Below are 13,525 nucleotides of genomic sequence, written 5' to 3' on the forward strand. Positions count from 1 at the left end.
GTCGTGGAAAGTGTGATGTTCATGACTTAAGCGCCGCTCCTGCAGAGGGTAAGTCTTTGTTTTGAATGGATCCAGTCTAGACGCTGAGTTGGCGTGCGGCCAGTGCTATCTGACAGTGTTGGCTGATTTGACAGACGTCTAAGTCGCCATGGGTCGTCTGGATAGGGCGCGAGTCATACTCGCTGCCTGACAATTCTAGCAGAGCAATAGTTTTCTTTATTTTCAAAGAGATAGCGCTCCGTAACGGTGTGTGCCAATGGTCTGGACAGAGTATTGACCCAACTCCTACCCAAATACCGTGTAAATCTGAAAGAGGGGGCAGGCAAACTGCCGTGGTTTTGAGTAGAATGTCCGCTCGATTTGAGCCGGCACCTTGTGCTGCGCCTGCATTCAGGCGTTATCGGCACAAGGTGTGCCGACCTGCTTTGGCTAACAAACCAACCGGTAATACGTAAAAGGAGACGACCTTGGCGGAATATGTAGTCTGGTTTCAGGACCTGGGAAAAGATGACGTTGAGCACGTAGGTGGCAAGAACGCATCCTTAGGTGAAATGATCAGCAATCTGTCGGCAGCGGGTGTCTCCGTTCCAGGCGGCTTTGCCACTACCGCTGAAGCCTTCCGTGAGTTTCTTGAGCACAACAACCTGACCCAGAAAATCAACGAAGCGTTGTCTGCGCTGGACGTTGAAGACGTGGTCGCACTGGCAAAGACGGGTGAAGAGATCCGCCAGTGGGTAGTTGATGCTCCGTTCCAGCCTGAGCTGGACAAGGCGATTCGTGATGCGTACGCCCAGATTGGCGAAGGCAACGCAGACCTGCCAGTGGCCGTGCGCTCTTCAGCGACCGCGGAAGATCTGCCCGATGCGTCTTTTGCCGGCCAGCAGGAAACCTTCTTGAATATTCGTGGCGTAGACAGCGTCATGATTGCGGTTAAAGAGGTTTTCGCCTCATTGTTTAACGACCGCGCCATCAGCTACCGCGTTCACCAGGGTTTTGATCATAAGCTCGTTGCTCTGTCTGCCGGTGTGCAGCGCATGGTGCGTTCCGAAACGGGCGCTGCGGGTGTGATGTTCTCCATGGACACCGAATCCGGCTTCAAGGATGTAGTGTTCATTACCGCGTCCTACGGCTTAGGTGAAATGGTCGTGCAGGGTGCGGTTAACCCGGACGAATTCTACGTTCACAAGAAAACCTTGCTGAACAAAAAACCTGCTGTGCTACGCCGCAATTTGGGCAGCAAGATGCAGAAAATGATTTACGGTGCCGAAGGCAGCGCGGGCAAGTCCGTTAAAATCGTGGATGTGGACAAAGACGATCGCATCCGCTATTGCCTGACTGATGAACAAATCGAGGATTTGTCCCGCCAGGCGATCGAAATCGAAAAACACTACGGCATGCCCATGGATATCGAATGGGCGCTGGATGGCGACGATGGCAAGCTGTATATCGTTCAGGCGCGTCCGGAAACCGTGAAAAGCCGTTCCGATGTGAACGTTATGGAACGCTACCTGCTTAAGCAGACCGGTAAAGTGCTGGTTGAAGGGCGCTCCATTGGCCAGCGCATCGGCGCGGGTAAAGTGCGCATTGTTACCAGCATCAAGGAAATGGATAAGGTCCAGCCTGGCGATGTGCTGGTAACCGATATGACCGACCCGGATTGGGAACCGGTGATGAAGCGCGCTGCGGCTATTATTACCAACCGTGGTGGGCGTACTTGCCACGCGGCGATTATCGCCCGTGAACTGGGTGTGCCGGCCATCGTGGGTTGTGGCGATGCTACCGAGCTTCTAAAAGATGGCCAGGAAGTAACAGCCTCCTGTGCAGAAGGGGATACCGGCAAGATTTATGAAGGCCAGCTGGCGTTTGATATTCAGCGAAACTCCATCGAATCTATGCCCTCATTACCGTTCAAGATCATGATGAACGTGGGCAATCCGGATCGTGCCTTTGATTTCGCTGGTTTACCGAACCAGGGTGTGGGCCTTGCTCGTCTTGAATTCATTATCAACCGCATGATCGGTGTGCACCCGAAAGCGTTGCTGAATTACGATTCCATGCCCAACGATGTTAAGCAAAACGTCGACAAACGCACTGCGGGTTACGGTGATCCGGTAGATTTCTATGTGGAAAAATTGGTTGAGGGCGTGTCTACGCTGGCAGCGGCTTTCCACCCGGAGAAGGTGATCGTGCGTCTGTCGGACTTCAAGTCCAATGAATACGCGAACCTGATCGGCGGCAAGCTGTACGAGCCTGAAGAAGAGAACCCGATGCTAGGCTTCCGCGGCGCTAGCCGTTACATCAGCGAAAACTTCCGCGATTGTTTCGAGCTTGAATGCCGGGCCATGAAGAAAGTCCGTGATGAAATGGGCTTTACCAATGTGGAACTCATGGTGCCATTCGTGCGTACAGTGGGCGAAGCGGAGCAGGTTATCGACTTGCTTGGTCAAAATGGCCTTAAGCGCGGTGAAAATGGCTTGCGCGTCATTATGATGTGCGAGTTGCCGACCAACGCCTTGTTGGCTGATGAGTTCCTCCAGCACTTCGATGGCTTCTCCATAGGTTCAAACGATCTCACGCAGCTAACTCTGGGGCTGGATCGTGACTCCGGCATTGTTAGCCATTTGTTTGATGAGCGCGATCCGGCGGTCAAGAAGCTGCTGAAGATGGCCATTGATGCCTGTAATGAGCAGGGCAAGTACATTGGTATTTGCGGCCAGGGGCCGTCAGATCATCCGGATCTGGCCAAATGGTTGATGGAGCAGGGCATCTCGTCTGTATCCCTTAACCCGGATTCGGTACTGGATACTTGGTTCTATTTGGCCGAGAAGCACGGTAACTAATGCCTGCTTGACCGGCTGGCCATGACGCAGCACAGTAAAAAGCCCGCGAAAGCGGGCTTTTTACGTTGTGGGTTGCTGAGCGTTGGGTGTTTTGCCGCAGCCACGCTGACACCGCGTAGGGGTTTAATTCTGTGTGTTGAGAGGGGCCGATGTTTCATCGATTGATCAAAATAATAGATCTTTATGATGGTTTGCGAATGCCAGTGAAGCTGGGCCGTAAAGAGCTGCTGTTGATTCATGAGGACGGGCGAACCTGGTTAATGCAGCGACGTTGCCCCCACGCGGATTTTCCTCTGGATCGTTGTACGGTGATAAATGAACAGTTGCGTTGCCCAGGACACGGGCTGACGTTTTCTCTGCGCAGTGGCAAGTGTGAGACGGCGGCCTATCAACTGGAATCATTTCGAATTGATTACGATGGGCAGTGGTTAGGGGTAGAGGTCTAAGTGGCGTTCCCGTGGCTGTATGATTTGTCGATTTTTAGATTAATCAGGCCTACGTCGTAATAATTAAACTCAGGTCTGTTGCATTTTGTATGGTCGGATTAGCCTGAAAGGCGTAATCGAGCAAGGGGGGGCTGTTAGCCAAAAATCGTGCTTGAGACATTGCGATGGCCAGGCCGCCTATCGAGATGCAAACACCGTTTCGTCCCCCTGCTGGGCCACGAACTGGTGGGCATAGCGCAGGCGCAACTGCTTCACTTTCTTCACGTAGGCTTGGGTTTCCTTGAACGGCGGAATGCCACCATAGCGTCGCACATTGCCTTCACCGGCGTTGTAGGCGGCCAGGATGTGATCGAGCTCGGAAAACTTGCCTTTTAGGTAAGCAATGAATTGGGTGCCGCCGGCAATATTAGCCCTGGGGTCAAAGGGGTTGTTGACCTTCAAATAAGCGGCGGTTTCTGGCATCAGTTGCATAAGGCCTTGAGCGCCAACCCGAGAAATGGCATTGCGGTTGAATAGTGACTCTGCATGGATAACCGCCTTGACCAGTGCTGGTTCTACGCGAAAGCGAGTGGCTGCTTGGGTGATCAGGGTGTCGTACTGGTCACGCTGGGCATTGGAGAGTACACCCGGGATATCGCTCCAGCCTTTACGCACCGATAGGAAGGTGTATTGCGGGCCGACCTGTCCCTGAGCCTGGTCAGTGAACAGAATCGTGCCATCCGCGGCGCGGTATTTATAGATACTGTCGGCAAGCGCACCGTCGCTGGCGATTATGCCGCCTGCCAATAGGGCCCCAGGCAGCCAAGATTTAATGGATAAAACCCGCATTGAAGCCTGTCCCCCTTTTCAGGTGCGTCGGAATGCTTGAAGGGCACCACGAACACCGTTATTTTTTGTTTTCTATCTATCCGTCTTAACGTTACCCCATGATAACGTCATTCTTTTTTCTTTCTGGCCAGCATCAGACGAATTGACCGCACTGGCCGCTAAACGTAGCAAAATTCTGGGCGGGCATCATACTATTGGCTGGTTGTGTCCCAAGTGCGTCAACGCACAGTTCTGTGCCGGCGCCGTCTTGCTGACAAGGAGAGCAAATGTTTCCTGAGTATCTGGAACCGTGGATGAACAACGCCATCGCCTGGCTGGAGCTGATTTTTTTGCTCCTCACCTTGTTGGTTATATTGGTTGCAGCAGGGTTTTGGTTGCAGGACCGGTTCTTTCAAAAACGTCACGCCATTCGCAGAAATTATCCGCTCATAGGGCGTTTTCGCTATTTTTTTGAGACTCTTGGCGAATTTTTCCGTCAGTACTTTTTCGCGATGGATCGCGAGGAGCTACCTTTCAACCGGGCGCAACGTACCTGGGTATATCGGGCCTCAAAAGACTTGAGTAATACCATGGCGTTTGGCTCTACTAAGCAAATTGGTGCTGGGCGAGTCATTTTTATGAATTGTCCATATCCGACGTTGGAAAAAAACGCCGCTAAAACCCTGCCGCTGATGATTGGCCCCCACTGCGACCAACCCTATGCGGCGCCCAGTTTCTTTAATGTGTCAGGGATGAGCTTTGGTGCCTTGTCGCGCCCAGCGGTGCAGGCATTGTCTCATGGGGCCGCCATTGCTCATTGCTGGATGAATACAGGGGAGGGCGGATTATCCCCCTATCATCTAGAAGGCGGTTGTGATGTGGTTTTTCAGGTTGGCACCGCCCGTTATGGTGTACGAGATGCTGACGGAAAGCTGGATGACGAGCGCTTAGCTGCCATTGCCGCTCGGCAACAGGTGAAAATGATTGAGATCAAACTCAGCCAAGGTGCCAAGCCCGGTAAGGGGGGCATTTTGCCCGCCGATAAAGTGACCCAAGAGATTGCCGCTATCCGTGGCATTCCTGCCGGGCAGGCTTCTATCAGCCCCAATGGTCAGCCGGGGGTGAACAGCGCGGATGATTTGCTGGATTTGATTGCCCATGTGCGCAAAGTCAGCGGCAAGCCTACGGGTATAAAGTGTGTGCTTGGCGCCTGGTCATGGGTGGAAGACTTGTTTCTGGCCATTCATGAGCGGGGGATGGAATCTGCCCCTGATTTTATCACCATTGATAGTGGCGATGGCGGCACTGGCGCGGCACCTATGTCCTTGATGGATGACGTAGGGTTGTACTTAGCTGAATCCTTACCGTTGCTGGTAGATTTGCGCGATGGTTATGGGCTAACAGATCGTATTCGTATTATTGCTTCAGGCAAACTGATTACTCCCAGCATGGTGGCCTGGGCGATAGCCGTAGGGGCGGATTTCTGTGTGTCTGCTCGGGGTTACATGTTCGCGCTGGGCTGTGTTCAAGCGCTCCAGTGCAACCGTAATACTTGCCCCACCGGTGTCACAACGCATAATCCACGGCTACAGAGAGGTCTGATACCAGCAGAGAAATCCCTGCGCGTGGCGCATTTCCATAACAATCTGGTTAAGGAAGTGGAAACCATTGCTCACTCCTGTGGCGTCACCGAACCACGCGAGTTACGCCGCTATCATGCGCGTATGCTCAGCAGTAACGGTGAATCCATCCCGTTGGACCGTTTGTGGCCGCCGGTCGAACCTGGCATTTATCTGCGTGAAGGGCGGCCCAGTGAAAAGCAGCCTTTTATGCGTTGGCAGGGCATCGGCACCGGCCCGTAATTGCCCGTGGCTATAAGAGAGATCAAGCGGTTGCGTTGGTGCTGATTGCGACAGCTGTCACAATGAATAAAACACGAAGGAGTATTTAGTGACCACAGAATTTGATCTTGTTGTAATTGGTGCCGGTTCAGGCGGCGTGCGTGCAGCGCGGATGGCAGCATCCCATGGCGCTAACGTGGCTATTATTGAGGAACGCTTCTTTGGTGGGACCTGTGTAAATGTGGGATGCGTCCCTAAAAAATTGTTCTCTTACGGTAGCCATTTTCCGCAGGAGTTTGCCTTGGCGGAAGATTATGGCTATAGCGTAAAAGGGTGGGATTTTGACTGGGCCACATTACGCGACAACAAAAGCCGGGAAATTAGCCGGTTAAACAGTATTTATCAGCGCATTCTGAACCAGGCTGGGGTGACGATTTTTGAAGGCCACGGGCAAGTGCTGGGTGAGGGCAAGGTCTCAGTCGGTGAGATAACGCTATCGGCTCGCCATATCGTTGTGGCCGTGGGTGGCAAGCCTTTCGTTCCAGATTTTCCCGGCCGTGAGCATGTGCGTATTTCCGATGATCTGTTCTATCTCGACACACTTCCCAAGCATGTTGCCGTGGTGGGCGGGGGCTATATCGCCACTGAATTTGCCGGCATCTTGCATGGCTTGGGCTGTAAGGTCACTCAAGTCTACCGTGGCGATCTGTTCCTGCGCGGTTTTGATGACGATATTCGCGGCTTTATTGCCGAGCAGATGGAAGAGCAGGGCGTCACGCTGAAATTCAATGCAGACATCGCCAGCATTGAGAACAGCGAGGGAGAGAAGTGCGTTACCTATAAAAATGGTGAGCGTGGGGTGTTTGATGAAGTGTTCTATGCCACCGGTCGTATACCCAAGCTGGATGATCTGTTTGCCGAAGGTGCTGCTCCGGCAATGACTGACGCCGGGGCCATCAAGGTAGATGAGGGTTTTGCTACCAGTGTGCCAGGCTTGTATGCGCTTGGTGATGTCATTGATCGAGTGCAGTTGACGCCGGTGGCATTGGCGGAAGGCATGTGGCTGGCCGCTCAACTTTATGGGCAACAAAAGCCGGAAGCGACCATGGATTACCATAATATTGCCACCGCCGTGTTCAGTCACCCGAATATCGGTACGGTGGGCATGACGCAGGAGCAAGCGTTGGCCCAGGTGCCTGCGGTGCGCGTCTACAAGAGTGCGTTCCGGCCCATGCGGTACACGCTGGGTGACAAACACGCACGCTCACTGATCAAGTTGATTGTGGACGATACGACCGACAAGGTACTTGGCCTGCATATGGCCGGCGAAGACTCTGCAGAAATTACCCAGGGCTTTGCTGTGGCCATTAAGATGGGAGCCACTAAGGCGGATTTTGATGCCACCGTGGGAATTCACCCCACTGCCGCTGAGGAGTTGGTGACTTTACGCCAGGGCGTGCGTATTACGGCCTGACTAGTGACGCCGCTAGCTCAATCCACGAAAACCCAGGGTGATTATTCAACGGCGTGCCAGCGCTATTGGAATGCCGTCGGTGGCTACTGGCACGTTGCTGGTTTCCCCGGCCGCTGATGGCCATCCGGTATCGAATAGCGATAGCTAAGCAATACCGGCTTTTAGTCGCATGTCAGTAAAAAGTTCAGACCGATGTATTTATGCATTTCGCCCCATAGGGGAGTCGGATATAGGGGGCGCCTTGTGTCTGTGACGTTCGAGGCTGAATCGTTCTGACTGAAATGAGAGCGAGCCTTCAGCCTTTAAAGCAACGAGAGCATCGAGGTGGAATATCGTGTTTACTGTTAACGATATTCATGGCACCCGGTGAGGCAAAGCAAATACATTTGTCGTGTGGGGCGTAGTCACGTTTGTTTTGAGTGTTTTTTAATCGAACTGTAACTTGCGCGTGGGTGATAACGGTTTGCGAGTTCCGCCCCATGGTTATTAACCAAGTTATCCACAGTTTCTGTGGACAGTCTTCGCCGCAGTGTAAAGCGGTCACTTTGGTACTGTGAGTGGCTTTGCAGGCTGTGTATGATTCGACAACGCCGATACCTGCTGTTTAAGGAGAACAAGGAATGCGTAGAGTGGTGTTCAATCAGAAAGGGGGCGTGGGGAAATCCAGCATTACCGTCAACCTTGCCGCCATCAGCGCGTCGGAAGGCAAGCGCACCCTAGTTGTCGATCTGGATCCACAGTGCAACGCCAGCCAATATTTATTGGGCATGGAAGCGTACAGCGATGGTCATGGTCCGAAACCCAATATCGGCACCTTCTTTGCGCAAACCCTGTCGTTTCGCCTAAAAGAAAAAGATCCTCGCGATTACGTACACGCTACCCCGTTCGAGAATCTGTTTGTGCTGCCCTCGGATGGTGAGCTGGGAGAAATCGAGCACATGCTCGAATCCAAGCACAAAATCTATAAATTGCGCGGCTTGCTGAAGACCTTGTCAAAAGATTATGACGAGATTTTTGTCGATACGCCGCCAGCCTATAACTTCTATACCCTTTCCTCGCTGATTGCTGTGGACAGGGTGTTGATTCCGTTCGATTGCGATGCTTTTTCTCGTAAAGCCCTGTACACCTTGCTGGAAAATATTCAGGAAGCGCGTGAAGACCATAATGACGAACTTCAGGTAGAGGGAATCGTGGTCAATCAATATCAGCCCCGCGCTCGCTTGCCCCAAGAGTTGGTCGCATCACTTGAAGAAGAAGGCTTGCCGATCCTCACTAACAAGCTATCGAGTAGTGTGGTGATGCGCGAATCCCACGAGCAAGCTACGCCATTAGTGAACATGCAGCCGCGCCATAAGCTTACCGAAGAATATCGGGCGTTATTCCGGGAAATCAGTGCCAGTTAACCCCTTTCGACTGGAGGCCCGGCGTAGGGCCGGGCGGATTCTTCGTTCTGCCACGGCGACCCGCTGGCTCGTTCAGGCGGTATTTAATCGCTCAGATCGGCTTAAGGGGCGACTGGGAGAGACCTTCAGTGACCTGATTTTGTTGGCCTCCTTACTGCGTGACTGGGTGACAGGCCGGTACAAGAATGTTCCCTGGGGCAGCTTGCTGACGATTGCTGCGGCGCTGGTTTATTTCTTGATGCCGTTGGATGCAATTCCCGATCTGGTTGTTGCGCTGGGGCTAATGGATGACGTCGCGGTGATATCGCGAGCGTTGACGCTCACTCGTAGTGATCTAGAGCGTTATCAGCAATGGCGCAATGAGCAAGAACGTTAGCGCCTTTTCTCAGACGCCGCGTTTCTATAGAGGGGTACGTGGCAGGATTGTCGTTATTGGCAATCAAAATCACTTTCCATATTACTTTCCATAGGCGATGCGCATTGCGGGTGCTTTAGGCCGTGCCCTGCGGATCTTCCGGACTGGCGCGGCGCCGCGGTTCTGTATTTTTCAATGGATGCACCCTATTCCTTACTGAACGGCTGTTGCCTCACCTAATTGAGCTTCCATAGCCGTGGGGGCTATCACTTGCTCAACCGTTCAACCCGTTGTGGCTATTAGTCGCGGGCGCCTATTTTTTGCTACTTTATATGCTATTGTTTTGTGGTGTAGGTCAGGAGATGGGCTGGTCTGCTAACTGAATAACGTCATAATAACTGACTAACAACAATAGTGATTATTAGGGAGCAGCTATGAGAAAGCGTCTTCTGGGGTCTCTCATTGCGATGGTATTGCTGCCAATGCAAGGGCTTGCAGCCATTAGCAATGCGACACTCGAGGATTTTGAGTTGGCGCTGTGGAAAGTACGTTCCGATTTTCACATGTTGACCGTGATGGCGGGCAGCAAAACCTATATTTCAAATCTTGACGGTGCCATTACCCGAGCTCAATCGGGAATGGATACCCTGCGCAGGGACGCGGAAGGTAGCGAAGAGCGCAAATTGGTTGCTGACCTTACGCGCCACTGGGATATTTTCAAACCTGCAGCTCAGGGCAACACCATGGCTGAGCAAGGGTTTACCCGTACTTACACGATTCAAGATGTGAACGAAACGGCGGCAGAAATGAGCCAACGCATTGAGTCATTCAGCGGGGCGACAGAAGGCGAATACGATGATGTTCGTGCACTTTCGGCTTACCTGCAGAGGATGACCTCAGAATATCTGAATGTGGCAGCGGATCCGGGCGGGGGCATGGCCTCTGGTGCTGATGTCAATCGTATCGAATTCAAGGATGCGGTTCCTAATTTCGAAGGTATGTTGGCAGCAGCCAAAAAAAATCATGCAGACGATGAAGCTCTTAGTCGTGCTCTTAATCAGACTGGCGTGAAATGGATGTTTATTCGCGAATCTATGGTCAAGTTTTATGAGAACGCGGTGCCTTATCTCATTTACCGTTACACGAATCAAATGGTCGAGACCATGAGCCAAGCGATCAATCTGGCGTCAACCGATGTAGAAATAGAAAAGCCCAGTTTTGGGCCTGTTGAATAAGGTGCTAAGTGCGGCAGTGTTGTAAACCCTCGCATTTATGCGGGGGTTTTGTTTTAAGAATGGCGCTTCACAATCTGACGGGGGAGTACGGAGTGAAGAAAAAAATTCGGCATAGCCTAGTCGCGGCATTGTTTCTGGTGTCAGCGGGAACCCAGGCAGCAATGTCCGCCACAGAGTTGGCGCAGGTTCAGGCGGATGCTTGGCGGGTTCGTATGGGGTTTCATATGCTTTCCATACGTGGAGATAACCCAGAGGATCGCGAAGCACTCAAGGCGCTGTTAGCGGATGGCCGGCAGCATCTGGACGCGCTTGCGTTGCAAGCGACGCCTGAACAAAAGGAAACCGTGGCACAGCTCCAGGCATCCTGGACAGCGCTTAGCAAACGAGCATTGGATAATCCGTTGGCCTCACTGGGATACGCAGATTACCGTGCCATGAGCGAAATCAATACGACCACCTTGGCGGTGGACTCATTGGTGAACAACGCAGAGCCGACAGGGGACGATCGTTATCAGGATATCAGCGAGCTATCTGTGGCCATGCAGCGCTTGGCTAGTGAATATGCTGCGCTGGCAGCATTTCCCTCAGCGGGCCTGAAAACGGGCACAGGGTTGCCGTCTATGGATTTTGCTGCGCAAGCTCTCGCTATTGATGAGATCTTGGATGAGTTGCAAGGCAAATATGCTGGCGATGAAAAGGCCCGTGAAGTGCTAGCATTTATCGATCAGCGTTGGGCCTTTGTGCGTAAATCCATTCCCGGTATGGATGACCCGAATACGCAGAAAATTCCTTACCTTTTTTATCGCTACGCGACACAAATGGCTGAACACGTGAGCGAACTGCTGGCTCAGCCATAACCGCTGCTGTGATTTATCACCTGGCGGCGCCGCTATGCTGAGCGCGCCGCCAACCAGTCAGCGCTGATGCGCCAGGCATGGGAAGGTGCTTTCGAACCGCAAAAAGCGCCTGCGTGTCCGCCAGGTACTTCCTCGAAGCGTTTTTCTTTGCTGCCGACAAGTTGGATGATATCCCGTGCGGCTCGAAGACTGACAATGTTGTCGGTAATGCCTGCAAAAGCGAGCAAATCCTGCTGAATGGATGAGAAATCCACGCTGCGGCCGCCGATGTGGATTTTGCCTTTGGCCAGACTATTGGCAAGAAGCATTTTCTCGATAACCTCACGCACCACCGCACCAGGATAATCGACCATGTCGTTAAACCACTGCCCCATGGTCATGTACTCGGTGACGTATTCTCGGTCACCGATATTGCGGATCAGATCCATGTAGGCCTGCACCACTCCTGGTGGGTTGGTCATCTTGAATCCAAGTGCCAGGAGGCTGGCAGGGATATGGAATAGCTTATCACTGAGCGGTTCAAGACGAATCTTAAACCGGTCATGGAGCTGCATGGCAGGGATAGCCGCCAGCCCTAAGGCCTTGCCGAAAAGGCCGCTTTTGTGAAAATTCACAGGGCTGGCAATGGTAATCAGGCTACGCACCGGCGCATCACTGTGGCCGCCTAGATACATTAGGCACAGCAGTCCGCCCATGCAGTAGCCCATCATGTTGATGGTTTCGGTCTGCGCATGTTTTCGCACTGTTTCAACTGCAGAGGGCAACCAGCGATTGACGTAGGTGTCCAAATTTAGGCTGCAGTCGGTATCTGAAGGCTTTCCCCAGTCAACCAGATAAACCTCATAACCATGAGCCATAAGATAACGGACCATGGATCGGTTTGGCATCAAATCGTAGGTCCAGCAATGAATACCCAACGCCGGAACCAACAAAAGGGGGATGCGGTGTTTTACAGGGGAAACAGGCAGGAAATCATCGTTAATCGAGATTTTAGCCGTAGCCGTAGAGGGTAGGCTGTAATGGCGTACCGCCATAATGCCGTCACGATACACTTCCTCCCACGGGCATTTATCCACGTGGATAAAGCGTTGCGGGTGGCGCCTGCGCTCAACAATATGGCCAACGGCACGCAGACTATTTTTTAATCGTGATTTAGCCATCCACAACGACTCCTGGAAATGGGCGGTAAGCCTAACAGAGGGCAAGGCCGTTTTTATGGTAAAATAAGTAATACTTGCAGATTAGCTGGCAGTCGTTAATCTTGGCCCCGAAACTTGCTGGAGACATTGGCCGTCGTGACAGAAAAAACGCTTCCGTATACACCCAAGGATTTATGTAATCGTTTCTTGGAATCTGTTCGTCACTCTGCTGTTCTGGGACTCGAAGTCATTAGCGCAACGCCGGAGAGTGTCCGGCTAAGGATGCCCTGGCGGGATGACCTGGTCGGTAACCCGGATACTGGGGTTATGCACGGCGGGGCCATTTTTGCAATGATGGATCAGGCTGGCGGCATGGCGATCACTTGCCGTAATTTCCCCACGTTTGAGATTACTCCGACAATCGACTTTCGGGTGGATCACCTGCGCAGCCCGGAAAAAGGCAAGGCGGTGGTGTGTGAAGCCACCTGCTACCGGCTTACCACCCATGTGGCCTTTGTTAGTGTAACGACCTGGGAAGAAGGCGGGGACGATGAGCCTATCGCCACCGGGCTGGCCACGTATACACGATTGAAAATTAATAAGGCAGGCACGATGGTGGGCCGATGAAAGCATTGAAAACATTGATCGATGAGTGCCGCAGTGGCAAAGCAGACTATCAGGCCTTGATCGATCGAGTACCGTACGCGCGGTTCTTGGGGATTCAGGTGCTGGCCCAAGGGGACGAACTGACGTTTGTGCTGCCCAAGCACGATAATCTGATTGGCAACCCGACGTTACCCGCATTGCACGGTGGGGCCGTGGCCGGGTTCATGGAGCAGGCCGCCATTATCTTCATCCTGCTACAAATGGGGGAGCCGAAGGTGCCAAAAACCATCGACTTCACCATTGATTACCTGCGCGCCGGATTGTTTCGTGATACCTACGCGGAATGCAGTGTGACGCGACTGGGCCGGCGCATTGCCAATGTGCATATCAGTGCGTGGCAGAAAAACCGTCAAGAACCGATCACCATTGCCCGCGCCCATTTCCTGCTGTCTGATGATGCCAGCCCAGAAATAACCGGTTGATCACAGCCCCGCTTAGGGGCTGCAATTGTGTTTACGCGCC

The 13,525-nt window shown here is 52.7% G+C and carries 12 protein-coding genes; 10 read left to right on the plus strand and 2 right to left on the minus strand.

What is annotated here, in order from left to right; all coding sequences use genetic code 11:
• Window positions 1-467 precede the first annotated feature (467 nt).
• Together ppsA and Y017_RS09005 are read left to right on the plus strand one after the other, a co-directional pair.
• Entirely contained in the window at window positions 468-2,840 is a 2,373-nt protein-coding gene (gene ppsA / locus Y017_RS09000) for a phosphoenolpyruvate synthase (protein WP_011588708.1), read from the plus strand.
• 149 nt (window positions 2,841-2,989) lie between these two features.
• Window positions 2,990-3,286: a Rieske 2Fe-2S domain-containing protein gene (locus tag Y017_RS09005; RefSeq protein ID WP_011588707.1), complete on the plus strand. Its 297-nt coding sequence runs from the start codon at window positions 2,990-2,992 to the stop codon at window positions 3,284-3,286.
• 177 nt (window positions 3,287-3,463) lie between these two features.
• Here Y017_RS09005 and Y017_RS15525 read toward each other — a convergent pair whose 3' ends face one another.
• Window positions 3,464-4,114 (minus strand): lytic transglycosylase domain-containing protein, encoded by a 651-nt coding sequence (locus tag Y017_RS15525; RefSeq protein ID WP_035460368.1) that lies wholly within the window; start codon window positions 4,112-4,114, stop codon window positions 3,464-3,466.
• Between the two features lie 266 nt (window positions 4,115-4,380).
• On the opposite strand from Y017_RS15525, the gene Y017_RS09015 reads away from it, so the two are divergent.
• From Y017_RS09015 to Y017_RS09040, 6 genes are all read left to right on the plus strand, one after another.
• On the plus strand, window positions 4,381-5,955 hold the full coding sequence (locus Y017_RS09015; protein ID WP_011588705.1) for an FMN-binding glutamate synthase family protein: 1,575 nt from the start codon (window positions 4,381-4,383) through the stop codon (window positions 5,953-5,955).
• A gap of 88 nt (window positions 5,956-6,043) precedes the next feature.
• Window positions 6,044-7,408, plus strand: coding sequence for a glutathione-disulfide reductase (gene gorA / locus Y017_RS09020; RefSeq protein ID WP_035460369.1), 1,365 nt, complete (start codon window positions 6,044-6,046; stop codon window positions 7,406-7,408).
• Window positions 7,409-8,028: 620 nt separating this feature from the next.
• A complete protein-coding gene (locus Y017_RS09025; protein ID WP_011588703.1) occupies window positions 8,029-8,811 on the plus strand; it encodes a ParA family protein in 783 nt (260 codons plus the stop codon).
• Entirely contained in the window at window positions 8,801-9,187 is a 387-nt protein-coding gene (locus tag Y017_RS09030; protein WP_011588702.1) for a YkvA family protein, read from the plus strand. Before Y017_RS09025 ends, Y017_RS09030 begins: the two co-directional genes overlap by 11 nt.
• A 413-nt stretch (window positions 9,188-9,600) precedes the next feature.
• A complete protein-coding gene (locus Y017_RS09035) occupies window positions 9,601-10,401 on the plus strand; it encodes a hypothetical protein (protein ID WP_011588701.1) in 801 nt (266 codons plus the stop codon).
• A gap of 92 nt (window positions 10,402-10,493) precedes the next feature.
• Window positions 10,494-11,258, plus strand: a complete 765-nt coding sequence (locus Y017_RS09040) for a hypothetical protein (protein WP_041704951.1) — start codon at window positions 10,494-10,496, stop codon at window positions 11,256-11,258.
• 32 nt (window positions 11,259-11,290) lie between these two features.
• Here the strand turns inward: Y017_RS09040 and Y017_RS09045 are convergent, their stop codons facing one another.
• Window positions 11,291-12,418, minus strand: coding sequence for an alpha/beta fold hydrolase (locus Y017_RS09045; protein ID WP_035460373.1), 1,128 nt, complete (start codon window positions 12,416-12,418; stop codon window positions 11,291-11,293).
• A gap of 135 nt (window positions 12,419-12,553) precedes the next feature.
• On the opposite strand from Y017_RS09045, the gene Y017_RS09050 reads away from it, so the two are divergent.
• Both Y017_RS09050 and Y017_RS09055 read left to right on the plus strand, forming a co-directional pair.
• Window positions 12,554-13,024 (plus strand): PaaI family thioesterase, encoded by a 471-nt coding sequence (locus tag Y017_RS09050; protein WP_231483462.1) that lies wholly within the window; start codon window positions 12,554-12,556, stop codon window positions 13,022-13,024.
• Entirely contained in the window at window positions 13,021-13,485 is a 465-nt protein-coding gene (locus tag Y017_RS09055; protein WP_035460375.1) for a PaaI family thioesterase, read from the plus strand. Before Y017_RS09050 ends, Y017_RS09055 begins: the two co-directional genes overlap by 4 nt.
• Window positions 13,486-13,525 lie beyond the last annotated feature (40 nt).

This window comes from Alcanivorax sp. 97CO-5, from assembly GCF_000524665.1.
GTDB lineage: Bacteria > Pseudomonadota > Gammaproteobacteria > Pseudomonadales > Alcanivoracaceae > Alcanivorax > Alcanivorax borkumensis.